21 protein-coding genes and 1 tRNA gene are annotated in these 24,526 nt (G+C 62.1%); 20 read left to right on the top strand and 2 right to left on the bottom strand.

The features are described from left to right. The 16 genes from NKI37_RS31005 to NKI37_RS30930 form a co-directional block, all read left to right on the top strand. Positions 1-94: EF-Tu C-terminal domain-related protein (locus tag NKI37_RS31005; RefSeq protein WP_476738618.1), on the top strand; the 94-nt coding region annotated here is incomplete at its 5' end. Positions 95-376: 282 nt separating this feature from the next. After that, on the top strand, positions 377-1,876 hold the full coding sequence (locus tag NKI37_RS31000) for a COG3904 family protein (protein WP_348524408.1): 1,500 nt from the start codon (positions 377-379) through the stop codon (positions 1,874-1,876). Positions 1,877-2,204: 328 nt separating this feature from the next. Next, entirely contained in the window at positions 2,205-3,863 is a 1,659-nt protein-coding gene (locus tag NKI37_RS30995) for a COG3904 family protein (protein WP_352791467.1), read from the top strand. 92 nt (positions 3,864-3,955) lie between these two features. Next, positions 3,956-4,438 (top strand): group II truncated hemoglobin, encoded by a 483-nt coding sequence (locus NKI37_RS30990; RefSeq protein ID WP_023751339.1) that lies wholly within the window; start codon positions 3,956-3,958, stop codon positions 4,436-4,438. A 159-nt stretch (positions 4,439-4,597) separates the two neighbouring features. Continuing rightward, a tRNA-Trp gene (locus NKI37_RS30985) sits at positions 4,598-4,673 on the top strand. Positions 4,674-5,102: 429 nt separating this feature from the next. Then, positions 5,103-5,567 carry an Hsp20 family protein gene (locus tag NKI37_RS30980; RefSeq protein ID WP_286487389.1) on the top strand — a complete coding sequence of 155 codons (465 nt, stop codon included), beginning with the start codon at positions 5,103-5,105 and terminating at the stop codon, positions 5,565-5,567. A 73-nt stretch (positions 5,568-5,640) separates the two neighbouring features. Further along, positions 5,641-6,108: a hypothetical protein gene (locus NKI37_RS30975; protein ID WP_352597758.1), complete on the top strand. Its 468-nt coding sequence runs from the start codon at positions 5,641-5,643 to the stop codon at positions 6,106-6,108. A 491-nt stretch (positions 6,109-6,599) separates the two neighbouring features. After that, on the top strand, positions 6,600-6,803 hold the full coding sequence (gene secE / locus NKI37_RS30970; RefSeq protein WP_023667439.1) for a preprotein translocase subunit SecE: 204 nt from the start codon (positions 6,600-6,602) through the stop codon (positions 6,801-6,803). 27 nt (positions 6,804-6,830) lie between these two features. Then, positions 6,831-7,358: a transcription termination/antitermination protein NusG gene (nusG, locus tag NKI37_RS30965; protein WP_006333333.1), complete on the top strand. Its 528-nt coding sequence runs from the start codon at positions 6,831-6,833 to the stop codon at positions 7,356-7,358. Between the two features lie 172 nt (positions 7,359-7,530). After that, positions 7,531-7,959 (top strand): 50S ribosomal protein L11, encoded by a 429-nt coding sequence (rplK, locus tag NKI37_RS30960; RefSeq protein WP_006333334.1) that lies wholly within the window; start codon positions 7,531-7,533, stop codon positions 7,957-7,959. Between the two features lie 4 nt (positions 7,960-7,963). Beyond that, positions 7,964-8,662, top strand: a complete 699-nt coding sequence (gene rplA, locus NKI37_RS30955) for a 50S ribosomal protein L1 (RefSeq protein WP_023667438.1) — start codon at positions 7,964-7,966, stop codon at positions 8,660-8,662. 374 nt (positions 8,663-9,036) lie between these two features. Further along, positions 9,037-9,555: a 50S ribosomal protein L10 gene (gene rplJ, locus NKI37_RS30950; RefSeq protein WP_023667437.1), complete on the top strand. Its 519-nt coding sequence runs from the start codon at positions 9,037-9,039 to the stop codon at positions 9,553-9,555. A gap of 54 nt (positions 9,556-9,609) precedes the next feature. Beyond that, on the top strand, positions 9,610-9,987 hold the full coding sequence (gene rplL / locus NKI37_RS30945) for a 50S ribosomal protein L7/L12 (RefSeq protein WP_023667436.1): 378 nt from the start codon (positions 9,610-9,612) through the stop codon (positions 9,985-9,987). A 248-nt stretch (positions 9,988-10,235) separates the two neighbouring features. Further along, positions 10,236-14,372 (top strand): DNA-directed RNA polymerase subunit beta, encoded by a 4,137-nt coding sequence (gene rpoB, locus NKI37_RS30940; protein WP_023686024.1) that lies wholly within the window; start codon positions 10,236-10,238, stop codon positions 14,370-14,372. Between the two features lie 147 nt (positions 14,373-14,519). Continuing rightward, on the top strand, positions 14,520-18,716 hold the full coding sequence (gene rpoC / locus NKI37_RS30935; RefSeq protein WP_023667434.1) for a DNA-directed RNA polymerase subunit beta': 4,197 nt from the start codon (positions 14,520-14,522) through the stop codon (positions 18,714-18,716). Between the two features lie 79 nt (positions 18,717-18,795). Next, positions 18,796-19,461 (top strand): O-methyltransferase, encoded by a 666-nt coding sequence (locus NKI37_RS30930; protein ID WP_352791463.1) that lies wholly within the window; start codon positions 18,796-18,798, stop codon positions 19,459-19,461. Positions 19,462-19,507: 46 nt separating this feature from the next. Here the strand turns inward: NKI37_RS30930 and NKI37_RS30925 are convergent, their stop codons facing one another. Beyond that, complete coding sequence (locus NKI37_RS30925) at positions 19,508-20,443, bottom strand: Gfo/Idh/MocA family protein (protein WP_023690568.1); 936 nt, start codon at positions 20,441-20,443, stop codon at positions 19,508-19,510. 106 nt (positions 20,444-20,549) lie between these two features. Beyond that, on the bottom strand, positions 20,550-20,831 hold the full coding sequence (locus NKI37_RS30920) for a hypothetical protein (protein ID WP_023686022.1): 282 nt from the start codon (positions 20,829-20,831) through the stop codon (positions 20,550-20,552). Positions 20,832-21,326: 495 nt separating this feature from the next. Here NKI37_RS30920 and rpsL point away from each other — a divergent pair, with 495 nt between their 5' ends. The 4 genes from rpsL to NKI37_RS30900 all read left to right on the top strand — a co-directional run. Beyond that, positions 21,327-21,698 carry a 30S ribosomal protein S12 gene (rpsL, locus tag NKI37_RS30915; protein WP_006333356.1) on the top strand — a complete coding sequence of 124 codons (372 nt, stop codon included), beginning with the start codon at positions 21,327-21,329 and terminating at the stop codon, positions 21,696-21,698. Positions 21,699-21,774: 76 nt separating this feature from the next. After that, complete coding sequence (rpsG, locus tag NKI37_RS30910) at positions 21,775-22,245, top strand: 30S ribosomal protein S7 (protein ID WP_008875664.1); 471 nt, start codon at positions 21,775-21,777, stop codon at positions 22,243-22,245. Between the two features lie 30 nt (positions 22,246-22,275). Further along, positions 22,276-24,366, top strand: coding sequence for an elongation factor G (fusA, locus tag NKI37_RS30905; protein ID WP_023667430.1), 2,091 nt, complete (start codon positions 22,276-22,278; stop codon positions 24,364-24,366). 65 nt (positions 24,367-24,431) lie between these two features. Next, the coding region (locus NKI37_RS30900) for a GTP-binding protein (protein ID WP_131922527.1) at positions 24,432-24,526 on the top strand (95 nt) is incomplete at its 3' end.

Genomic DNA, 24,526 nt, shown 5'->3' with positions numbered 1-24,526 from the left:
CGTGCCGATCGCCATGGAAGAGAAGCTGCGCTTCGCCATCCGTGAAGGCGGCCGCACCGTCGGTGCCGGCATCGTCGTCACCATCAAAGAGTAATCGAGCCCGGCATCGCCGGATCGAAACGGATAGGGGCGGCCCTCGGGCCGCCCTTTTTCGTTGGCTAGATGTGCCTATTTGGGGTCCCAATCTCTGTTGCAAGTCTGTGAGCCTCTACAGTATAGATTGCGTTGAGGGCTTGGTCGGATGGTTCCACAGCACCGTTTGCATAGTCGGCCATGGTTGGCACTGGGGCTGATCTGCCTGGTGTCGATGCTTGCCGTGGGCAGCGCCGCCTTCGCGGCCGAGACAAAAAATTCAGAGCCGGATCCGGATCCGCCGATGCGGTTCGTCGTCGTGCGCAGCGGCGCGGCGGGCTGTGAGCCGACCTGTCCGGAATGGATATCGGCCGAGGGTGCCATATCGGCCAAGTCGCCGGCGCTGCTCAAGGCTGCCCTGAAAACGCTCGGCGGCCGCAAATTGCCGATCGTCATCAACTCTCCGGGCGGCGATGTCGATGCGGCCATCGCCATGGGCCGGATGATACGCAAGAACAAGCTCGACATCGCGGTCGGCAGGACCTGGTTCGTCGGCTGCGAGCCGGGGATGAAAAACTGCAAGGAGAACGACGCCAGAGGCGCGCACTATATCGGCAGCCCCTATGTGCTCGGCAGCTATTGCGCGTCCGCTTGTCCAATGATGCTGGCCGGCGGCACCAGGCGCCTGGTCGGGCCGCTGGCCTATCTCGGCGTCCACCAGATCACGACCACGATCGTGCAGATGAACGTGCAATATCAGGTCCGCTACCGGATCGTGAAAGGCAAGAAGCGGGTCATCAGCAAGAAGGTCGTCAGCCGCAAGAACACCGGCAGCTACAAGACCTACGAGATGAGCAAGGGGGTGGAGCGCAAGCTGTCCGCCTATTTCAAGGAGATGGGTGTCGACCTCAGCATCATCGAGACGATGAAGAGCACGCCGGCCAGCGACATCCAGCAGATCGACCTCAGCGACATGCTGACAATGAAGCTGGTCACCAGCGACGACGCTGCAGATTTGCTGACCAGCGCAAGCCTGTGCAGGCTGAACCTTCCGGCTCCGAATTGCCGGGAAATACCGGCGAACAAGCCAGCCGGCGGCCTGCCGGACGTGGCAAAGGCTGCGCCGCTGCCGGTGAAGCCGGAGAGCGCGCCGCACGATGACGGCATGCGCTTTGTCGTGGTTCGCGGCAGCAACCCGCTCTGCAATCCCGACTGCCCGGAATGGATTGCAGCGCAAGGCGCGATTACGCCCCAGACGCCGCAGAAACTCAGCCAATTGCTCGCCACGCTTGGCAACCGGCGGCTGCCGGTGGTGATCAGCTCGCGAGGCGGCGACCTCTCCGGCGCCCTGGCGGCGGGCCGGATCATCCATGAAAAGAAGCTCGACGTTGCCGTTGCCCGCACCGATTTCGTCGGCTGCGACCCGGCAGAGTGGAATTGCCTGGCCAGGGAAGGCGCCTATGCCGGGCTGAGCGTCGATGGCGACGGCGACTGCGATTCGGCCTGCGCGCTCATGCTGGCCGGTGGCGCCAGGCGGCTTGTCGGTACCCAGGCGCGGCTCAGCCTCTATCTGATGGGGCAGAAGCAGGCGGTCAAGTCCTACCTCGACGAGATGGCGATCAGCCCCGCTTTGTTCAGGGCGCTCCAGGGCAGTTCGGTCGAGCGCCAGCTCGAACCCGACATGATGCTGAAGGTTGGCCTGACGACCGGGCGCCAGTCGGTGGATGCGCTGACGGGTTCCAGCATCTGCAGATCGGCGCCGAAACCTGAGAATTGCCGCGTGGTGCCGTCGTCCAATGGCTGATCGCGCCTATCGTCATGGAAGAGAAGCCTTGCTTCGCCTTCCGTGAAGGCGGCCGCACCGTCGTGCCGGCGTCGTCATCACCATCGAGAAATAGTCGAGCCGGCGTCAGCCGGATCGACCAGGAGAGGGCGGTCTTTGGGGCTGCCTTTTTGTTTCCGGCGTTGCGCGGCACAAGTATTGCACGGTTGGTTCAAAGCTATTGCAAGCACCGTCGCCGCAACTATTATGGATTGCATTGAGGGGTTTGCCGGGCGTGGTTTGGGGACACCGTTCAGACAATGCTGCAAGGTGGCGGCGCGGGCTGGTTCGGCTGGCGACGGTGGCCGCGATGGCGATGGCTGCCTTCGCCGCGAAGGCCGAGGATGCCGCCCCCGGGACATGGCAGACATTGCTCCCTCTGCAGGGAGTGCCCTATCCGACGAATGATCCGACGATATGGTCCGAGGATCGCTCGGAGATGAAGTTTGTCGTCGCGCGCAGCAACGCACCGGGCTGCGAGCCCAATTGTCCGGAGTGGATCTCCGCCGAAGGCGACATCGCAGCCGGGACGCCAGCCCTGCTCAAGCGCACCTTGAAGAAGCTTGGCAGCCACAAACTGCCCATCATCGTCAATTCCTTCGGTGGCAATGTCGAAGCCGCGCTCCAGCTTGGCCGGATAATCCGCAAAAACAAGCTCGATATCGCCATCGGCAAGACCGAGTTTCCCGATTGTTGGCCCGGGACAGAGGGTTGTGGCGCCGACTACGGCAAGGGCACGGCTTTTTTCGGCAGAGCGTCTGACGGTGCCAGCTGCAATTCCGCCTGTCCGCTAATGTTTGCCGGAGGCGTCCGGCGCGTCGCCGGCGGCTGGAACTATCTGGGTGTTCATCAGATCACCACCACCTGGTTCCCCTCCACAACGCACTACCGGACCACATATCGCGTCAAACGGGGCAAAAAATATCGGGTCACCACGCAAACGGTCACTCAAGGTGAAAGCTACAAGACCTATGAGATGAGCAAGGGGTACGCGAGAAAGATCTCGGCCTATCTCCGAGAGATGGGTATCGGGCAGGGCGTGCTGGACTTGATGAAGGCGACGCCGGCGAGCGACATCAGGCAGATCGGCCTCCACGATATGCTGACGATGAAACTGGCGACCAGCACGGACACTCTTGAGCTGTTTACCAGAGCAAGTTTGTGCATGTTCGACCCGCCGGCTCCGAACTGCCGGGAAGTGCCTGGACCGGCAGGCAAGCCGACGCCGCCGGTCGCTGCCACGACGGTCGCAGTCAAGCTCGCGAATGTGGCAGCCAAGCCCGCCGCTGTCACAAAGCCTTTGCCGGACCCCGCAGCGGCTCGTGTGGATATGAGCTTTGTCGTGGTCCGCGGCAGCGACCAGCATTGCACGCCGCAGTGTCCGCAATGGATTTCTGCGCAAGGCGCGATCACGCCTCAGACACCGCAAAAATTGCGCCAATTACTCGACACGCTTGGCAACCGGCGGCTGCCCGTGGTGATCAGCTCACGAGGCGGAGACTTGTTCAGCGCTCTGGCGACCGGACGGATCATCCATGAAAAGAAGCTCGACGTCGCCGTTGGCCGCACCGATATCGGTGACCCGGTCGAGGACGGCATCTATGCCGGGCTGAGCTTCGACGCCGGAGCCGACTGCGATTCGGCCTGCGCGCTCATGCTGGCCGGTGGCGCCAGACGGTTTGTCGGCCCCCAGGCGCGACTCAGCTTCTACCTGATGGGACAGAAGCAATTGGTGAAGACGTATCTGAATGAGATGGCGATCAGCCCCCGTCTGTTCACAGCGCTTCAGGACCGTTTCGCCGAGCGTGAGCTCGACCCTGATATGATGCTGGAGGTCGGGCTGACGACCGGGCCCCAGTCGGTGGATGCGCTGACGGGTCCCGGCATCTGCAAGTCGGTGCCGAAAGCTGAGAACTGCCGCGTGGCGCCGTCGCCCAACGCCCAGGCCGAAGCGCCGGCCAAATTGTAGCGCGGCGGGTTCACACTCGCCATCGAGGCAGGTTGAGCAGGGCGCGATTTCCGCTATCGTCGTGCCGGCGCCGGGCTGGCGGAGGATCGACAATGAGCCAGGACATCCCGACACTCTACGAATGGGCCGGCGGCATCGAAGCCCTCAACTGGCTGACGGAAACCTTTTACGACAAGGTGTCGCGCGACCCGGTGGTCGGCCCAGTGTTCAAACACATGTCGCCGGATCATCCCGCGCATGTCGCGGCCTTCATCGGCGAGGTTTTTGGCGGACCCAAGACCTACAGCGAACAGCATGGCGGCCATCGCGAGATGGTCATGCATCACTTGGGCAAGCATCTGACGGAGGAACAGCGCCGCCGCTGGATCAGCCTGCTTGCCGATGCCGCCGATGCGGTCGGGCTGCCGGACGATCCCGAATTCCGTTCCGCCTTCATGGGCTATGTCGAATGGGGGTCACGGCTTGCCAAGATGAATTCCACCCTCGGCGAGACCTGCGACCCGCAGACCGAACCGATGCCGGCCTGGGGCTGGGGCGTGCCGGGCGGGCCGTACAAGCCGCCGGCCGGGGGCTGAGCGCCGGCATGCGGCTTCAGGCAGGCGAAAAATCGAGATAGGCAGGGACGGGCTGGTCATCACCTATTCGGATTTTGGCAAAGGATCTGAAAGCGCGTCAGACAACTCTTTACAGCGCGCCCGGAAGCTTTTAGGAAGCGCCTGCGCTGAAACGCGCGTACGGGCATAGCTCAGTTGGTAGAGCGGCGGTCTCCAAAACCGCAGGTCGTAGGTTCGAGCCCTGCTGCCCGTGCCATTTTCCTCGTTGGAATCCGGCATTTTAGAAACGCCTTGTTTTGGCTCCTCGTTTGGTTGGGCTGAAGCCGCGTACTCGACGAGCGACGTTCCGAAGGCATGCGCAGAGCGAGAGCGCTGATGCGCAATGCCGAAGTCGGCGTATTTCCACGAACCGATTTCCTTGATTCAACTGCCATTGGCGAGCCAATTGCCATTTGCGTTCACAATTCAGAATAGGCCTATTTTGCTGCCGCCAGCTGCTTTTCAGCGGCTGCGAATTATTGGAAGCGGGATGCTGGCCTGGCTTCTGGAATTTTTTTGAATAGGGCTCTTGAACCGGTTTTCAGCCCTTCCTAATTCGTTTCCCGCCGAGGCCGATTGGCTTGACAAAAGGCGGCGCTGCTGGGCGGCGCCCTTGTACCCATGTTGCTTCAAGGAGGATGTGGCTATGAGAACCTTTGATACTCTCTATCGCAGCACCGTCGGTTTTGACCGTCTTTTCGACATGCTCGACAGCGGCACGCGTCCGGACTGGCCGCCCTATAACATCGAGAAGGTCGACGAGAACGATTACCGTATCTCGATGGCCATCGCAGGCTTCAGCCAGGATGAGGTTGAGCTGACCCAGCATGGACCCGAACTGGTCGTGGTAGGCCAGAAGGCTGATGACCAGAGCGGACGCCAGCTGCTGCACCAGGGCATCGCCTACCGCACTTTCAGGCAGACGTTTAAACTTGCCGACCACATGAAGATCAAGGCAGCAAACCTTGAGAACGGTCTCCTGACCATCGACATCGTCCGTGAGATTCCCGAAGAGCTGAAGCCGCGCCGCATCAGCATCGGGGCCGGCGACGCCCAGGTGGGCGGCAAGCAGATCGCCCAGGATACGGAACGCACCCGCAAAGCGGCCTGATCGTATCGATTCAGTTATCCCTGCGGTCCGCCTCCCGGCTTCGGCCGGGAGGCCCAGATTGCGGAGAATGGAGATGGACAACTTCTACGAGACACCGACACTTTCTGCGGCACGCTCGGGCAAAATTGAAACTTCTTTGTGCCTGCTCGACAATCCAGACGACGTCATCAACCATCCACGCCTCAGCCGTGGAGAAAAGCGGGCACTGCTTTCCTCGTGGGCGTCCGATGCCTGCGCGGTGGAAAACCAGCCTGCCTTGCGCCGCCTGGACAACGGCACGGTAATCCCTGTCGACCAGATTCTGAGGGCGTTGAAGGCTCTGGATGAGAAACCCACGCTGGGGAAAGAGACTTCAGGCCGGGTGCTGCCTTGGCGACCCTCCACGCGCCGCAGCGGTCTCAAGGCTTGGCGGCGTCGTGGCCGTTCTTTCGGCCCCGACGATGACGACGACCCGCCCCCGTGCCCGGCAGTGATCGCGCCGCGCCCACGCCCGCCACGCGGAATCGGCGCAGTGGCCGGAGTCGAACTCGCCTGCGCCTGAGCTAACCCTGGGTAGATCCAGCTGCCTCGGCATGGGCAGCTGGATTCCAATCTTGCGTGCGCTTCATTTGGTTTCCAAAACAGCAGGTCGCAGGTTCGTCCCCAACGCCATTTCCTGGAACTTGTAATCACGTGCCTGATCTTCCGGATGCACCCTCCGGAATTAGGGTCTGGCATTGAAAAACGGCAGGCGGCTTGCCATATTGGGTGAACTGAGGCATAAGGCCCCGATAGCCGGGACGGGACGACTGGATGGTTCCGAGGCGGCGTTTGGTCATAAAGCGGACACTTGCCACTTGCGTGGATCAAGAATCGGTTTTATGTAGACACAACAGACACGCGACGCGTGGAGCTGGGAAGCCGGCTTTACGCGTCCGATTTGCATGGGCGAAATGGCGCTGATTCGGTGCCGACTTGAACCCAGGCGGCACGTCCCGGCCAGCGGGATCATCCAGGAGACCCGGCCAACGGGTCTTGAAGACAGAGCGGCATATGGCTTCGAAAACCACAAATCCTTTCGTCTTTCTCCAGCAGGTCCGCGCGGAGACCGCCAAGGTGACTTGGCCGTCGCGCCGGGAGACGATGATCTCGACGGTGATGGTGCTCGTATTCGCGGTCATCGCGATGATCTTTTTCTTCACCGCCGACGTGGCCATGGGCTACGCGATCGAGCGGTTACTGAGCCTCGGCCATTAAGTCCGGCGATTACGGAGAAGTCTTGAAATGACCGCGCGCTGGTACATCGTCCACGCCTATTCGAACTTCGAAAAGAAGGTCGCCGAGGACATTGAGAACAAGGCCAAGCAGAAGGGCCTGTCCGCCGATATCGAGCAGATCGTGGTGCCGACCGAGAAGGTCGTCGAAATCCGCCGCGGCCGCAAGGTCGATGCCGAGCGCAAGTTCTTTCCGGGCTATGTGCTGCTCAAGGCCAATCTGACCGATGCGGTGTTCTCGCTGGTCAAGAACACGCCGAAGGTCACCGGCTTCCTCGGTGACTCCAAGCCGGTGCCGATCACCGAAGCCGAGGCGCAGCGCATCCTGAACCAGGTTCAGGAAGGCGTCGAGCGGCCGAAGCCCTCGGTCACTTTCGAGATCGGCGAGGCGATCCGCGTTTCGGATGGTCCGTTCGCCTCGTTCAACGGTTTCGTCCAGGAAGTGGACGAGGAGCGGGCGCGGCTCAAGGTGGAAGTTTCGATCTTCGGGCGCGCCGTGCCGGTCGATCTGGAATTCGGACAGGTCGAAAAGGGCTGATCCGAAAACCCTGCGCCGGTTCGCCGGCAAGGGGAGGCGGCGCGGAAAGCGCGCGGCCATGAACGGGTGGGAGGCGAATGCGGCTTTAGCCGGCCGCGCGGACCGCACCACCAGACTGCAACCGCCGGTGTTCCCGATACTGGGGCCGGCATGAGATAAAGGCAGGAAAGAGATGGCTAAGAAAATTGCAGGCCAGCTCAAGCTCCAGGTCAAAGCGGGATCGGCTACGCCGTCTCCGCCGATCGGCCCGGCACTTGGCCAGCGCGGCATCAACATCATGGAATTCTGCAAGGCGTTCAACGCGCAGACCCAGGAAATGGAAAAGGGATCGCCGATCCCGGTCGTCATCACCTATTACCAGGACAAGTCCTTCACCTTCGTCATGAAGACGCCGCCGGTGAGCTACTTCCTGAAAAAGGCGGCGAACTTGACGTCAGGTTCGAAAGAGCCGGGCAAGATCAAGGCCGGCACGATCGGCCGCGACAAGGTGCGCGCCATCGCCGAACAGAAGATGAAGGATCTGAACGCAAACGACGTCGAGGCGGCCATGCGCATGGTCGAGGGCTCCGCCCGCTCGATGGGTCTGGAAGTGGTGGGCTGAGATCATGGCAAAGATTGCAAAGCGTGTATCGAAGTCCCGTGACGGCATCGACCCCAACAAGGCCTATGCCCTTGGTGAGGCGCTGAAGCTGCTCAAGGACCGTTCGACGGTGAAGTTCGACGAGACCATCGAAGTGGCGATGAACCTCGGCGTCGACCCGCGCCATGCCGACCAGATGGTCCGCGGCGTGGTCAACCTGCCGAACGGCACCGGCCGCTCGGTCCGCGTCGCCGTGTTCGCACGTGGCGGCAAGGCCGATGAGGCTCGCGCCGCCGGCGCCGACATCGTCGGTGCCGAGGATCTGGTCGACATCGTCCAGAAGGGCACGATCGACTTCGATCGCTGCATCGCCACGCCGGACATGATGCCGCTGGTCGGCCGTCTGGGCAAGGTGCTGGGCCCGCGCGGCATGATGCCGAACCCGAAGGTCGGCACCGTCACCACCGACGTCGCCGCCGCCGTCAAGGCATCGAAGGGCGGCGCTGTCGAGTTCCGCGTCGAGAAGGCCGGCATCGTTCATGCCGGCGTCGGCAAGGTCTCGTTCGACGTCAAGGCGCTGGAAGAAAACGTCCGCGCCTTCGCCGATGCCGTGACCAAGGCAAAGCCGGCTGGCGCCAAGGGCAACTACGTCAAGAAGGTGTCGGTCACCTCGACGATGGGCCCGGGCCTCAAGCTCGACGTCTCGACGCTCGCAGCGTCTTGATACGAACATCTGGATCGGCTGCCAAGGCGCTGATCCGCAAGTGAATTCCGGGCCTCCGACTTGTCGGCGGCCCGGTACCGGAAGTCGAGAGGCTTCCGGACATCCTGTCCGAGATTGCAGGCGGCCCAGAAGCCTTAATTGAATTGGGCCTGCATGAGACGGGTGAAAACCGGACAACGGAGCGACAAGCTCCAATGAAAGGTTCGAACCGTGTTTGCCTTTTGTCTGCGCATCTCCGGCTTGCCGTCGATGTGGCGAAAGGGGGCAGGATCCTCGAGCGTCGTTCGGGAGATCTGTAATGGATGGCCCGGCCGGCAAAAAGGCAACCCGACGCCTGTCCCACTAGCGGGGCAGGGGTCAACTGGAGATAGGCAGTGGACAGAGCGGAAAAACGCGAACTCGTCACGGGCCTGAATGGTGCTTTTGCAGGCGCTGGTTCAGTCGTCGTGGCCCACTACGCCGGTATCACCGTCGCGCAAATGAACGACCTTCGGTCGAAAATGCGCGCTGCCGGTGGCACCGTCAAAGTCGCGAAGAACCGTCTCGCCAAAATCGCTCTTCAGGGCACGGACTCCGCATCGATCATCGACCTGTTCAAGGGACAGACGCTGATCGCTTATTCGGAGGATCCGATTGCGGCGCCGAAGGTCGCGTCCGATTTCGCCAAGGGAAATGACAAGTTGGTCATTCTCGGCGGCGCAATGGGCACCACCTCGCTCAACGCCGACGGTGTGAAGGCACTCGCCACACTTCCGTCGCTCGATGAGCTGCGCGCCAGGCTGGTTGGCATGATCGCCACGCCGGCAACCCGGATCGCCCAGATCGTCAATGCGCCAGCGGCTTCGGTCGCGCGCGTCATCGGCGCTTACGCCCGGAAGGACGAGGCGGCATGAGGCCGTTCCTCGCTATCACAAACACACGTTCGAACCTGATGAAGGAATACAACAATGGCTGATCTGGCAAAGATCGTAGACGACCTTTCGAAGCTGACCGTCCTCGAGGCGGCCGAGCTGTCGAAGCTTCTGGAAGAAAAGTGGGGCGTTTCGGCTGCTGCTCCGGTGGCGGTTGCCGCTGCCGGCGGCGCTGCCGCTGCTGCTGCTCCGGCTGAGGAAAAGACGGAATTCGACGTCGTCCTCACCGAGGCAGGCGCTCAGAAGATCAACGTCATCAAGGAAGTCCGCGCCATCACCGGCCTGGGCCTCAAGGAAGCCAAGGATCTGGTCGAAGCAGCTCCGAAGCCGGTCAAGGAAGCCGTTTCCAAGGCTGACGCTGAGAAGTTCAAGGCCCAGCTGGAAGCAGCCGGCGCCAAAGTCGACCTGAAGTAAGCGTAAAAGCGGCGGGCGGCCTCGCGCCGTCCGCCACTCCCTTCATCAGAGGGGAGGATGCGTAGCGCGAGATGTACGAGAACCTCTTTCCTGAGGGCCGAAACCGGCCTTCAGGAAACGGGTTTTCTCCCGTTTTAGCCGTTGCCGCCAGGCGGCGGGAAACAGATCAGGGGCCGCCGCCGAGGTGGCCGCGCATGCAAGGTGAGCCGCGGCGAGGCTCGCCCCGAGTTTATAGCTAAGGAGCGACGATGGCCCAGACCCAGACTTTCAATGGCCGCAGACGCGTACGCAAGTTCTTCGGAAAGATTCCGGAAGTTGCGGAGATGCCGAACTTGATCGAGGTTCAAAAAGCATCCTATGACCAGTTCCTAATGGTGGCGGAGCCCAAGGGTGGGCGTCCGGACGAGGGACTGCAGGCCGTTTTCAAGTCGGTTTTCCCGATCTCCGATTTCTCCGGCTCCTCGATGCTGGAGTTCGTGAAGTACGAGTTCGAAGGACCGAAATTCGACGTTGACGAATGCCGTCAGCGCGACCTGACCTATGCCGCGCCACTCAAGGTGACGCTGCGCCTCATCGTGTTCGATATCGACGAGGATACCGGCGCAAAGTCGATCAAGGACATCAAGGAGCAGGACGTCTATATGGGCGACATGCCGCTCATGACGCTCAACGGCACCTTCATCGTCAATGGCACGGAGCGCGTCATCGTCTCGCAGATGCACCGTTCGCCGGGCGTCTTCTTCGACCATGACAAGGGCAAGTCGCACTCCTCGGGCAAGCTTTTGTTTGCGGCGCGCGTCATTCCCTATCGCGGTTCGTGGCTCGACATCGAGTTCGATTCCAAGGACGTCGTGCACGCCCGTATCGACCGCCGCCGCAAGATTCCGGTGACGTCGCTCTTGATGGCGCTCGGCATGGACGGCGAAGAAATCCTGTCGACCTTCTACAACAAGATCACCTACAAGCGCGCCGGCGACCACTGGCGCATCCCGTTCAACGTCGAGCGTTTCCGCGGCCTGAAGGCCGTTGGCGACCTCGTCGATGCCGACACCGGCGAAGTTGTCGTCGAGGCCGGCAAGAAGATCACCGCCCGCCAGGCAAGGGCGCTTGGCGAAAAGGGTCTGAAGGCGATCAAGGCGACCGACGAGGATCTGCTCGGCAACTACCTGGCCGAGGACATCGTCAACTACGGCACCGGCGAGATTTTCCTCGAAGCCGGCGACGAGATCGACGAAAAGACGCTGAAGGTGCTGCTCGGCACGGGCGAAAGCGAGATCAAGGTTCTCGACATCGACCACGTCAATGTCGGCGCCTACATCCGCAATACGCTCAACGTCGACAAGAACGAGAGCCGCCAGGACGCACTGTTCGACATCTACCGTGTCATGCGCCCGGGCGAGCCGCCGACGCTTGAAACCGCCGAAGCCATGTTCAACTCGCTGTTCTTCGACTCGGAGCGCTACGACCTGTCGGCCGTCGGCCGCGTCAAGATGAACATGCGCCTCGAGCTCAAGGCTGAGGATACCGTGCGTGTGCTGCGCAAGGACGACATCCTGGCCGTGGTCAAGACGCTGGTCGAGCTGCGCGACGGCAAGGGCGAGATCGACGACATCGACAATCTCGGCAACCGCCGCGTGCGTTCTGTCGGCGAGCTGATGGAGAACCAATACCGCGTCGGCCTGCTGCGCATGGAGCGCGCGATCAAGGAACGTATGTCCTCGATCGAGATCGATACGGTGATGCCGCAGGACCTGATCAACGCCAAGCCGGCGGCTGCCGCCGTGCGCGAGTTCTTCGGTTCCTCGCAGCTGTCGCAGTTCATGGATCAGACCAACCCGCTGTCGGAGATCACCCACAAGCGCCGCCTGTCGGCACTTGGCCCGGGCGGTCTGACCCGCGAGCGCGCCGGCTTCGAAGTGCGCGACGTGCACCCGACGCATTACGGCCGCATCTGCCCGATCGAGACGCCGGAAGGCCCGAACATCGGTCTGATCAACTCGCTGGCGACCTTCGCGCGCGTCAACAAGTACGGCTTCATCGAAAGCCCGTACCGCAAGATCGTCAACGGCAAGCTGACCAATGAGGTCGTCTATCTCTCCGCTATGGAAGAGTCCAAGCACCACGTCGCGCAGGCCAATGCCGAGCTCGACAAGAATGGTGGTTTCGTCGACGAATTCGTCATTTGCCGCAGCGCCGGCGAAGTGATGATGGCGCCGCGCGAAAACGTCGATCTGATGGACGTGTCGCCCAAGCAGATGGTGTCCGTGGCCGCGGCGCTGATCCCGTTCCTCGAGAACGACGACGCCAACCGCGCGCTGATGGGCTCCAACATGCAGCGTCAGGCCGTGCCGCTGGTGCGCGCCGAAGCGCCGTTCGTAGGCACCGGCATGGAGCCGATCGTTGCCCGTGACTCGGGCGCCGCCATCGGCGCCCGCCGCGGCGGCATCGTCGACCAGGTGGACGCGACGCGTATCGTCATCCGCGCCACGGAAGATCTCGATCCCGGCAAGTCGGGCGTCGACATCTACCGGCTGATGAAGTTCCAGCGTTCGAACCAGAACACCTGCATCAACCAGCGTCCGCTGGTGCGCATGGGCGACCGCGTCAACAAGGGCGACATCATCGCCGACGGTCCGTCGACCGAGCTCGGCGATCTGGCGCTCGGCCGCAACGTGCTGGTCGCGTTCATGCCGTGGAACGGCTACAACTACGAGGACTCGATCCTGCTCTCCGAGCGCATCGTGGCCGACGACGTCTTCACCTCGATCCACATCGAGGAATTCGAGGTCATGGCCCGCGACACCAAGCTTGGACCGGAGGAAATCACACGCGACATTCCGAACGTTTCGGAAGAAGCGCTGAAGAACCTCGACGAAGCCGGCATCGTCTATATCGGCGCGGAAGTGCAGCCGGGCGACATCCTGGTCGGCAAGATCACGCCGAAGGGCGAAAGCCCGATGACGCCGGAAGAAAAGCTCCTGCGCGCCATCTTCGGTGAAAAGGCGTCCGACGTTCGCGACACCTCGATGCGCATGCCTCCGGGCACCTTCGGCACCGTCGTCGAAGTGCGCGTCTTCAACCGCCACGGCGTCGAGAAGGACGAGCGCGCCATGGCGATCGAACGCGAGGAGATCGAACGCCTCGCCAAGGACCGCGACGACGAGCAGGCGATCCTCGACCGCAACGTCTATTCGCGCCTTTCCGACGTTCTCGTCGGCAAGGAAGCGATTGCCGGGCCGAAGGGCTTCAAGAAGGGCTCGAAGCTGTCGAAGGACACGCTGGACGAGTATCCGCGTTCGCAGTGGTGGCAGTTTGCGGTGGAGAACGAAAAGCTCCAGAGCGAACTGGAAGCCCTGCGTGGCCAGTACGACGATTCCAAGAAGGCGCTCGAGCAGCGCTTCATGGACAAGGTCGAGAAGGTCCAGCGCGGCGACGAAATGCCTCCTGGCGTCATGAAGATGGTCAAGGTCTTCGTGGCCGTGAAGCGCAAGATGCAGCCGGGCGACAAGATGGCCGGACGTCACGGCAACAAGGGTGTCGTGTCGCGCATCGTTCCGGTCGAGGACATGCCTTTCCTCGAGGACGGCACGCATGCCGATATCGTGCTCAACCCGCTGGGTGTGCCGAGCCGCATGAATGTCGGCCAGATCCTGGAAACGCATCTGGGCTGGGCATGCGCGGGCATGGGCAAGAAGATCGGCGAGCTGATCGACGCGTACAAGACGGCTGGAGACATCAAGCCGTTGCGCAAGACGCTTGAGAGCTTCATCCCAGCCAACGACCGCAACGAGCCGGTCCGCGAATATGACGACGAGAGCATCGTTCGCCTCAGCGAGCAGATGCGCCGCGGCGTCTCTATCGCGACACCGGTGTTCGACGGCGCGCATGAAGTCGACATCAACATCATGCTGGAGCAGGCGGGCCTGCACACCAGCGGTCAGTCGCAGCTCTATGACGGACGCACCGGCGAGCCGTTCGATCGCAAGGTGACGATGGGCTATATCTATATGCTCAAGCTTCACCACCTGGTGGACGACAAGATCCACGCGCGTTCGATCGGTCCGTACTCGCTCGTTACCCAGCAGCCGCTGGGCGGCAAGGCGCAGTTCGGTGGCCAGCGCTTCGGCGAAATGGAGGTCTGGGCGCTGGAAGCCTATGGCGCCGCCTACACGCTGCAGGAAATGCTGACGGTGAAGTCGGACGATGTCGCCGGCCGCACCAAGGTCTACGAGGCGATCGTGCGCGGCGACGACACGTTCGAGGCCGGCATTCCCGAGAGCTTCAACGTGCTCGTCAAGGAAATGCGGTCTCTCGGCCTCAATGTCGAGCTGGAGAATACCAAGCTCGACGACAACCCTGTCCGGCTGCCAGATGCTGCCGAATAGGGGCGCGGCCGAGTAAGCAAGACATCCGGTCGCGGAACGCCGCGACCGGATGCAACAAATTCTACGGCCAGTGGGCCGACCACTCAGCGGGCATTTGGCCCGCGTTAGATGCAAGGGGTTTTCGAGGACCCCGAAAAGGAGAACGGCATGAACCAAGAGGTCATGAATCTCTTCAATCCGCAGGCGCCGGCGCAGGTGTTCGATTCCATCCGGATATCGCTCGCCAGCCCTGAGAAGATTCTGTCCTGGTCGTTCGGCGAGATCAAGAAGCCGGAGACCATCAACTACCGCACCTTCAAGCCGGAGCGTGACGGTCTGTTCTGCGCGCGCATTTTTGGCCCGATCAAGGACTATGAATGCCTGTGCGGCAAGTACAAGCGCATGAAGTACAAGGGCGTCATCTGCGAAAAGTGCGGCGTCGAAGTCACGCTGTCGCGCGTTCGCCGCGAACGCATGGGCCACATCGAGCTGGCGGCACCTGTCGCTCACATCTGGTTCCTGAAGTCGCTGCCGTCGCGCATCGGCACACTGCTCGACATGACGCTGAAGGACATCGAGCGCGTCCTCTACTTCGAGAACTACATCGTCACCGAGCCTGGCCTCACCGCGCTGAAGGAGCACCAGCTGCTCAGCGAGGAAGAGTACATGATCGCCGTCGACGAATATGGCGAGGATTCGTTCACCGCCATGATCGGTGCCGAGGCCATTCATGACCTTCTGGCCGGCATGGACCTGGAGAAGATCGCCGGCGACCTGCGTTCGGAACTGGCTTCGACCACGTCCGAGCTGAAGCAGAAGAAGTATCTGAAGCGGCTCAAGGTCGTCGAGAACTTCATGGAGTCCGGCAACCGTCCGGAATGGATGATCATGAAGGTGGTTCCGGTGATCCCGCCGGACCTGCGCCCGCTGGTTCCTCTGGATGGTGGACGTTTCGCGACGTCCGACCTGAACGATCTCTATCGCCGCGTCATCAACCGCAACAACCGTCTGAAGCGGCTGATCGAGCTGCGCGCCCCCGGCATCATCGTGCGCAATGAAAAGCGCATGCTGCAGGAAGCCGTCGATGCGCTGTTCGACAACGGCCGTCGCGGCCGCGTCATCACCGGCGCCAACAAGCGTCCGCTGAAGTCGCTGTCCGACATGTTGAAGGGCAAGCAGGGCCGGTTCCGCCAGAACCTGCTCGGCAAGCGCGTCGACTATTCGGGCCGTTCGGTCATCGTCACCGGTCCGGAGCTCAAGCTGCACCAGTGCGGCCTGCCGAAGAAGATGGCGCTCGAACTGTTCAAGCCGTTCATCTACGCCCGCCTCGACGCCAAGGGGTTCTCCTCGACCGTCAAGCAGGCCAAGAAGCTGGTCGAGAAGGAGCGTCCGGAAGTCTGGGATATCCTCGACGAGGTCATCCGCGAGCATCCGGTGCTGTTGAACCGTGCGCCGACGCTGCACCGCCTTGGCATCCAGGCGTTCGAGCCGATCCTGATCGAAGGCAAGGCGATCCAGCTGCATCCGCTGGTCTGCACGGCCTTCAACGCCGACTTCGACGGCGACCAGATGGCCGTTCACGTGCCGCTCTCGTTGGAAGCGCAGCTTGAAGCCCGCGTGCTGATGATGTCGACCAACAACATCCTGCACCCGGCTTCCGGCGCGCCGATCATCGTGCCTTCGCAGGACATGGTCCTGGGTCTCTACTATCTCTCGATCGTCAATCAGAACGAGCCGGGCGAAGGCATGGTGTTTGCCGACATGGGCGAACTCCAGCACGCGCTCGAGACCAAGGCGGTGACGCTGCACTCCAAGATCAAGGGTCGTTTCCGCACGGTCGACGCCGAAGGCAAGGTCGTGTCGAAAATCTACGACACCACGCCTGGCCGCATGATCATCGGCGAGCTGCTGCCGAAGAACGTCAATGTGCCTTACGAGACGGCCAACCAGGAGATGACCAAGAAGAACATCTCCAAGATGATCGACACCGTCTACCGCCACTGCGGTCAGAAGGAGACGGTCATTTTCTGCGACCGCATCATGGCCCTCGGCTTCAGCCACGCCTGCCGCGCCGGCATTTCGTTCGGCAAGGACGACATGCTGATCCCGGACGCCAAGATCAAGCTGGTTTCCGACACCGAGGCTTTGGCCAAGGAATACGAGCAGCAGTACAATGACGGCCTGATCACGCAGGGCGAGAAGTACAACAAGGTCGTCGACGCCTGGGCGAAGTGCTCGGAAAAGGTCGCCGACGAGATGATGGCCCGCATCAAGGCCGTCGAGTTCGAGGACAGTGGCCGTCAAAAGCCGATGAACTCGATCTACATGATGTCGCATTCGGGTGCGCGTGGTTCGCCCACCCAGATGCGTCAGCTCGCCGGCATGCGCGGCCTGATGGCAAAGCCCTCGGGTGAAATCATCGAGACGCCGATCATCTCGAACTTCAAGGAAGGCCTGACCGTGCTCGAGTACTTCAACTCGACCCACGGCGCCCGCAAGGGTCTGGCCGACACCGCCTTGAAGACGGCGAACTCGGGCTACCTCACCCGTCGTCTGGTCGACGTGGCGCAGGACTGCATCGTCAACTCCGTGGATTGCGGCACCGACAAGGGCCTCACCATGCAGCCGATCGTCGATGCCGGTCAGGTCGTCGCTTCGGTCGGCCAGCGCGTGCTGGGCCGCACCTCGCTCGACGACATCACGCATCCGGTTTCGGGTGAGGTTCTGGTCAAGGCCGGAACGCTGATGGACGAACGTGACGTGGAAAAGATCGAAAAGGCCGGCGTGCAGTCGGTCCGCATTCGCTCGGCACTGACCTGCGAGGTCAGGATCGGCGTCTGTGCGGTCTGCTACGGACGCGATCTTGCCCGCGGCACCCCGGTCAACCAGGGCGAAGCCGTCGGCGTCATCGCGGCGCAGTCGATCGGCGAGCCGGGGACCCAGCTCACCATGCGTACCTTCCACATGGGCGGTACGGCGCAGGTGGTGGACAGCTCGTTCCTTGAAGCCTCGTATGAGGGCAAGGTCGAGATCCGCAACCGCAACGTGGTGCGCAACTCGGACGGCCAGCAGATGGTCATGGGCCGCAACATGGCGGTGCTGATCCTCGACGAAGCCGGCAAGGAGCGTGCCTCGCATCGCCTTACCTATGGTTCGCGCATCTTCGTGGACGATGGCGACAAGGTGAAGCGCGGCCAGCGTATCGCCGAATGGGATCCCTATACCCGCCCCGTCCTCACCGAAATCGAGGGCAAGGTGTCGTACGAGGATCTGGTCGACGGCATTTCCGTTCAGGAAACGGCCGACGAATCGACCGGCATCACCAAGCGCGAGGTCATCGACTGGCGCTCGACGCCACGCGGCAACGACCTCAAGCCGGCGATCGCGATCCTTGACCCCAAGGGCAAGGTCGGCAAGCTGTCGAAGGGCGGCGACGCCCGCTTCCTGCTCTCGGTCGAGGCCATTCTTTCGGTCGAGCCGGGTTCGCAGGTTCGTCCCGGCGACGTTTTGGCGCGTATCCCGATGGAAAGCGCCAAGACCAAGGATATCACCGGTGGTCTGCCGCGTGTTGCCGAACTGTTCGAGGCACGTCGTCCGAAGGATCACGCCATCATCGCCGAGATCGATGGCACGATCCGCTTCGGCCGCGACTACAAGAACAAGCGCCGCATCATCATCGAGCCGCATGACTCGACGCTTGAGCCGGTCGAATACCTGATCCCGAAGGGCAAGCCGTTCCATCTCCAGGACGGCGACGTCATCGAGAAGGGCGACTACATCCTCGACGGCAATCCGGCGCCGCACGACATCCTGGCGATCAAGGGCGTGGAAGCACTTGCTTCCTACCTCGTGAACGAAATCCAGGAAGTCTACCGTCTGCAGGGCGTGTCGATCAATGACAAGCACATCGAGGTGATCGTTCGCCAGATGCTGCAGAAGGTCGAGATCACGGTGCAGGGCGACTCGACCTACATTCCGGGCGACCACGTCGACGTGATCGAACTGGAAGAGGTCAACGAGCGCCTGGTCGAGGACGGCAAGAAGCCGGCCGAAGGCCAGCCGGTGCTGCTGGGCATCACCAAGGCCTCGCTGCAGACGCCGTCCTTCATCTCGGCCGCCTCCTTCCAGGAGACGACCAGGGTGCTGACCGAAGCTGCGGTTGCCGGCAAGACCGACATGCTGCAGGGCCTGAAGGAAAACGTCATCGTCGGCCGGCTGATCCCGGCCGGTACCGGCGGCACGATGAGCCAGATCCGGCGCATCGCCACCTCGCGCGACGAACTGATCATCGACGAGCGCCGCAAGGCCTCCGGTGTCGAGGTCGCCGAGCCGATGCTGACCGACATGGTCAACGCCGCGCAGTAAGCGCGGCAGGACGAGAAGAAGGAAGGGGGCCCCAGTGGCCCCTTTTCGCGTTTTGACCCCTAATCGAATCGAGGAAAACATGAGCAAGAAGGTTTGGACTGACGTCGACGACTACATCGTTTCCTCTCTCTTCGAGGTGGATCCCGTCCTCGAAGCGGTGCTTGCGGCCAACCGCGACCAGGGCCTGCCGGCCATCGACGTATCGCCGGCGCAGGGCAAGCTGCTGTCGCTGCTGGTCCGCATCAGCGGCGCCAGGAAGGTGCTGGAGATCGGCACGCTTGGCGGCTACTCGACCATCTGGATGGCAAGGGGATTGCCCGTCGGCGGCAAGATCGTGACGCTCGAACTCGAGCCGCATCATGCAAAAGTCGCGCACTCGAATCTCGAGCGGGGTGGGGTGTCGGACAAGGTCGAGCTCAGGATCGGCCCCGCGCTTCAGTCGCTTGAGACGCTGGCTGCCGAAAATGCCGCTCCGTTCGATCTGATCTTCATCGACGCCGACAAGCCGAACAATCCGAATTATCTGTCATGGGCCATGCGCCTGTCGCGGCCGGGGACGGTCATCATCTGCGACAACGTCATCCGCGACGGCACCGTGCTCAACGACGATGGCCGTGACGCGTATGTCGAAGGCGCACGCGGTGCGTTTTCCTTCATCGGCGGCGACAAGCGCCTGGACGGCACCGCCATCCAGACCGTCGGCGCCAAAGGCTATGACGGGTTTGCGATTGCGATCGTCGAGTAAGGCTGCATGATGAGTGTCCGGACTGCGGTCCGGCAGAACTCATCGCTCAATCGAAGAACGCTTCCACCACATTGCGCTTGCCGAGCATGAAGGCGTCGGCCACGTGCTGCAGGGGTGCCAAATCGACATCGGAGACGCCGGCGCGTACGATTTCAGCGAAGCGCCGGTAAAGCTGGGGATATTCGGCTTCCGGCTCGTCGTGAACCACCTTTCCGTCGATGGCGAGCCTGGTGCCGCCGCCCGACAACACCATCTTGCCCTTGTCGGTGTCGGCCAGGATGTCCCAGCTCTGTGGTCCAGTCTGCAGCCAGTCGAGCTCCATGGTCACCGGCAATCCGTCGGAGGTGCGGAAGGTCACGTGGGCCGCCACCGGCGAGGCGCGGTTTTCCGGAAAGTCGAGGACGGCCGAGGTGATGAACATCGCCGGCAGGATGTGGGTGGCGATCGACAGTGCGTTGATGCCGGGATCGAAGACGCCGAAACCGCCGGCCGCCCAGATCCAGTCCTGGTTTGGGTGCCAGCGGCGGACGTCTTCCTTCCAGACGATAGCAGCCGAGTTGACCCTGGCCGACGCCAGGAAGGCGCGCGCGGCCTCCACTGCCGGCGCGTAGCGCGAATGCCAGCTGGCGAACAGTGAGACGCCGTTGGCTGCCGCCAGCCGCTTCAGGTCCTCGACCTCGCTGACGGTGGCGCCCGGCGGCTTCTCCAGGAAAACGTGCTTCTTCGCCATCAGCGCCGTGCGTGCCGCGTCGTAGCGGAACTGCGGCGGCATGCACAGCGAGACGGCCTCGAGGTCGGGCACCGCGTCGATCATCGCCTCGATGGTCGGTAAATTCGGGATGCCGTCCACCTTGCCGTGCCGGCTGGCGGCGGCGATTAGGCGGTAGTCCGCATCCTTGGCCACTGCCGGCAGATGCTGGTCGCGCACGATCTTGCCGACGCCGACGATGCCGAGCTTGATGGGACCATTGTTCGAGGGCATGGGAACTCCGCGGATTCGAATTTGGCTGGTTAAGTCGCTCGGTTCTTAGCAGAGAACCGGTGCCGGGCAAGCCGGCGCGGTGACAGGCGCAAGCAGCCGGCCACGCTCAGAGCGGAACCTCGAACGTAACGATCGACACTTCGCCTTCGAGCGCACCCTGAAAGGCTGACAGATGCGGCTCCTCGTCGGGTTCGCCGTCCATATCGCCGATCTGGTCGAGCTCGACCTCGGCATAGCCTTCGGCCGCAAGCGATTCGAGCACCCGGCGCACGGCCGAATCGTCGTCGGGCGCGACCAGCATCACATGGACGCCTTCCGGCTTGCCGCCCTTCTTTTTCCAGACCCGGCCGGTGACGATGGTGACCGGGCGTTCCTCATTGTCGTTCACGGGCTGATTCCTCTTGAGACGGGGGCGGGCGAGGGGTTTTGGGCTGTCCATGGCGCCTTTTGCCATGAAGAACCCGCGCATGACAGCCAAAAGCCGGTCACTTTCTTGTCTGCCCCGGTCACTTTCTTCCTCTGCCTTGTAAAACGAAGAAAGAAAATTACATGCGTTTTTCGCATGGCTGCCAAGCCGTCGTCAGCGCGCAATATTTGGCGTGCCGGGGTTGACGGTTCACGGTCTTGCGAGTAGAAGCCGCCCAGTCAGAACCGATGTGAGGCTCTCCCTTCCGAAGCGACACGCTTTGGAGTTTGCCTCAAACAGGGTTCGTTTTACGAGCGAAAAGACATTTCCGGCGCGCATGAAGCGGTTCCCGCTTCCTCTGCATTTTGTTCGGGCAGGACCGCGAGGCGCGGTTTATGGCCCGAATTTGCGTATGGAATTGGCGCTTTGAGCGGCCCTGACCGGGCGAGACACGGAATTGAGAGACAAGAGGGTTTAATGCCTACCGTCAACCAGCTGATCCGCAAGCCGCGCATTGCGCCGGTGAAGCGCAACAAGGTCCCGGCCATGCAGCAGAACCCGCAGAAGCGGGGCGTCTGCACGCGCGTCTATACAACGACGCCGAAGAAGCCGAACTCGGCACTGCGCAAGGTGGCCAAGATCCGCCTGACCAACGGCTTTGAAGTGATCGGCTACATCCCCGGCGAAGGCCACAACCTTCAGGAACACTCCGTGGTCATGATCCGCGGCGGCCGCGTCAAGGATCTTCCGGGCGTGCGCTACCACATCATCCGCGGCGTGCTCGACACGCAGGGCGTGAAGAACCGCAAGCAGCGCCGTTCGAAGTACGGCGCCAAGCGTCCGAAGTAAGGGGCGTCCGAAGTAAGATTTTCCGGCCCTGGCGCTGCTTGAATGCGTCGGGCTACGAGATTGAGAGACAAAAGCCATGTCGCGTCGTCACAGTGCAGAAAAGCGTGAGATCAATCCGGACCCGAAGTTCGGCGATCTGATCGTCACCAAGTTCATGAACGCCGTCATGTATGACGGCAAGAAGTCGGTTGCCGAGACCATCGTCTACGGTGCGCTCGACCAGGTTCAGTCGAAGACCAAGCAGGAGCCGGTCACCGTCTTCCATCAGGCGCTCGACAATGTCGCGCCGCATGTGGAAGTCCGGTCGCGCCGCGTCGGCGGCGCCACCTACCAGGTTCCGGTCGATGTGCGCCCCGAGCGCCGCCAGGCCCTGGCGATCCGCTGGCTGATTGCAGCTGCGCGCAACCGCAACGAGACCACCATGGTCGACCGCCTCTCCGGCGAGCTGATGGACGCGGCCAATAACCGCGGCACCGCCGTGAAGAAGCGTGAAGACACCCACAAGATGGCAGAAGCCAACCGCGCTTTCGCGCACTACCGCTGGTAAAGCGCGAACGAGACTGAGAAGGCATCCACGATGGCCCGCGAATACAAAATCGAAGACTACCGCAATTTCGGTATCATGGCGCATATTGACGCCGGCAAGACGACGACCACCGAGCGCGTCCTCTATTACACGGGCAAGTCGCACAAGATCGGCGAAGTCCACGACGGCGCTGCCACCATGGATTGGATGGAGCAGGAGCAGGAGCGCGGCATCACCATCACGTCCGCCGCCACCACGACCTTCTGGAAGGGTCGCAGCGGCAAGATGTACCGCTTCAACATCATCGACACTCCCGGACACGTCGACTTCACCATCGAAGTCGAGCGTTCGCTGCGCGTGCTCGACGGCGCCATTGCGCTGCTCGATGCCAATGCCGGTGTCGAGCCGCAGACCGAGACTGTCTGGCGCCAGGCCGACAAGTATAAAGTTCCGCGGATGATCTTCTGCAACAAGATGGACAAGATCGGCGCCGACTTCTACCGCTCGGTCGAGATGATCGGCTCGCGTCTTGGTGCGCATGCCGTCGTCATGCAGCTGCCGATCGGCGCTGAGACCGAGTTCAAGGGTGTCGTCGATCTCGTCGAGATGAACGCGCTGGTCTGGCGCGACGAGACGCTGGGCGCTGCCTGGGACGTCGTCGAGATCCCGGCCGACCTGCAGGCTCGCGCCGAAGAATACCGCGAGAAGATGATCGAAGCCGCTGTCGAAATGGACGAGACGGCACTCGAGAATTACCTCGAAGGCAAGATGCCGTCGAATGACGAGATCCGCGCGCTGATCCGCAAGGGCACCATCGCGGTCAAGTTCTACCCGATGTTCTGTGGCTCGGCCTTCAAGAACAAGGGCGTGCAGCCGCTGCTCGACGCCGTCGTCGAATACCTGCCGTCGCCGGCCGATGTTCCCGCCATCAAGGGCGTCGACGCCAAGACCGACGCCGAGATCGAGCGTCATGCCGACGACAACGAGCCGCTGTCGATGCTGGCCTTCAAGATCATGAACGACCCGTTCGTCGGCTCGCTGACCTTTGCCCGCATCTATTCGGGCAAGCTGACCAAGGGCATCTCGGTCGACAACACCGTCAAGGGCAAGAAAGAGCGCATCGGCCGCATGCTGCAGATGCATGCGAATTCGCGCGCCGACGTCGAAGAAGCCTTTGCCGGCGACATCGTCGCTCTGGCTGGCCTCAAGGACACGACCACCGGCGACACGCTCAGCGATCCGCTGCACCCGGTCATCCTCGAGCGCATGGAATTCCCCGATCCGGTCATCCAGATCGCCATCGAGCCGAAGACCAAGAACGACCAGGAAAAGATGGGCCTCGCCCTTCACCGCCTGGCCGCCGAGGATCCGTCCTTCCGCGTCAAGACCGACGAGGAAAGCGGCCAGACCATCATTTCGGGCATGGGCGAGCTTCACCTCGACATCATCGTCGACCGCATGCGTCGCGAGTTCAAGGTCGAGGCCAATGTCGGCGCGCCGCAGGTGGCTTACCGCGAGACCATCACCCGCAGGCACGAGCAGGACTACACCCACAAGAAGCAGACCGGCGGTACCGGTCAGTTCGCCCGCGTCAAGATCGTGTTCGAACCGAACCCGGAAAGCTCGGAGTTCGAGTTCGAGACCAAGATCGTCGGCGGTGCGGTTCCCAAGGAATACATCCCGGGTGTCGAAAAGGGCATCAACAGCGTCATGTCGTCGGGTCCGTTCGCGGGGTTCCCGATGATCGGCGTCAAGGCGACGCTTATCGACGGCGCTTACCATGATGTTGACTCCAGCGTCCTGGCCTTCGAAATCGCCGGCCGCGCCTGTTTCCGTGAAGCCGCACCCAAGCTTGGCGTGCAGCTGCTCGAGCCGATCATGAAGGTCGAAGTCGTGACGCCGGAAGACTATGTCGGCAGCGTCATCGGCGACCTGAACGGCCGTCGCGGCCAGATCCAGGGCCAGGAAGCGCGTGGCGTGGCTGTCGTCATCAACGCGATGGTGCCGCTGGCCAACATGTTCAAGTACGTCGACAACCTGCGCTCGATGAGCCAGGGCCGCGCGGCCTACACGATGCAGTTCGATCACTATGAGCCTGTGCCGACTGCGGTCGCCCAGGAAGTCCAGAAGAAATACGCGTAACCTGAACGGGTTGCATCGGTAACTTAATTCAAGGCCCGTACGGGCGAGCAGATTGGAGACATCACATGGCAAAAGGTAAATTCGAGCGTAACAAGCCTCATGTGAACATTGGCACGATTGGCCACGTCGATCATGGCAAGACGTCGCTGACGGCGGCGAT

It is taken from the genome of Mesorhizobium sp. M0626 (genome assembly GCF_040320665.1).
GTDB lineage: Bacteria > Pseudomonadota > Alphaproteobacteria > Rhizobiales > Rhizobiaceae > Mesorhizobium.
The sequence above is the reverse complement of the archived record's forward strand: the minus strand, read 5'-3'. Positions and strand labels throughout refer to the sequence as shown.

Excerpts from the sequence above, each read along its gene's own strand:
- NKI37_RS31000 (WP_348524408.1), top strand. The coding sequence starts at position 377 with ATGCGGTTCGTCGTCGTGCGCAGCGGCGCGGCGGGCTGTGAGCCGACC.
- NKI37_RS30995 (WP_352791467.1), top strand. The coding sequence starts at position 2,205 with ATGGCGATGGCTGCCTTCGCCGCGAAGGCCGAGGATGCCGCCCCCGGG.
- NKI37_RS30990 (WP_023751339.1), top strand. The coding sequence starts at position 3,956 with ATGAGCCAGGACATCCCGACACTCTACGAATGGGCCGGCGGCATCGAA.
- NKI37_RS30980 (WP_286487389.1), top strand. The coding sequence starts at position 5,103 with ATGAGAACCTTTGATACTCTCTATCGCAGCACCGTCGGTTTTGACCGT.
- NKI37_RS30975 (WP_352597758.1), top strand. The coding sequence starts at position 5,641 with ATGGACAACTTCTACGAGACACCGACACTTTCTGCGGCACGCTCGGGC.
- secE (WP_023667439.1), top strand. The coding sequence starts at position 6,600 with ATGGCTTCGAAAACCACAAATCCTTTCGTCTTTCTCCAGCAGGTCCGC.
- nusG (WP_006333333.1), top strand. The coding sequence starts at position 6,831 with ATGACCGCGCGCTGGTACATCGTCCACGCCTATTCGAACTTCGAAAAG.
- rplK (WP_006333334.1), top strand. The coding sequence starts at position 7,531 with ATGGCTAAGAAAATTGCAGGCCAGCTCAAGCTCCAGGTCAAAGCGGGA.
- rplA (WP_023667438.1), top strand. The coding sequence starts at position 7,964 with ATGGCAAAGATTGCAAAGCGTGTATCGAAGTCCCGTGACGGCATCGAC.
- rplL (WP_023667436.1), top strand. The coding sequence starts at position 9,610 with ATGGCTGATCTGGCAAAGATCGTAGACGACCTTTCGAAGCTGACCGTC.
- rpoB (WP_023686024.1), top strand. The coding sequence starts at position 10,236 with ATGGCCCAGACCCAGACTTTCAATGGCCGCAGACGCGTACGCAAGTTC.
- rpoC (WP_023667434.1), top strand. The coding sequence starts at position 14,520 with ATGAACCAAGAGGTCATGAATCTCTTCAATCCGCAGGCGCCGGCGCAG.
- NKI37_RS30930 (WP_352791463.1), top strand. The coding sequence starts at position 18,796 with ATGAGCAAGAAGGTTTGGACTGACGTCGACGACTACATCGTTTCCTCT.
- NKI37_RS30925 (WP_023690568.1), bottom strand. The coding sequence starts at position 20,443 with ATGCCCTCGAACAATGGTCCCATCAAGCTCGGCATCGTCGGCGTCGGC.
- rpsL (WP_006333356.1), top strand. The coding sequence starts at position 21,327 with ATGCCTACCGTCAACCAGCTGATCCGCAAGCCGCGCATTGCGCCGGTG.
- rpsG (WP_008875664.1), top strand. The coding sequence starts at position 21,775 with ATGTCGCGTCGTCACAGTGCAGAAAAGCGTGAGATCAATCCGGACCCG.
- fusA (WP_023667430.1), top strand. The coding sequence starts at position 22,276 with ATGGCCCGCGAATACAAAATCGAAGACTACCGCAATTTCGGTATCATG.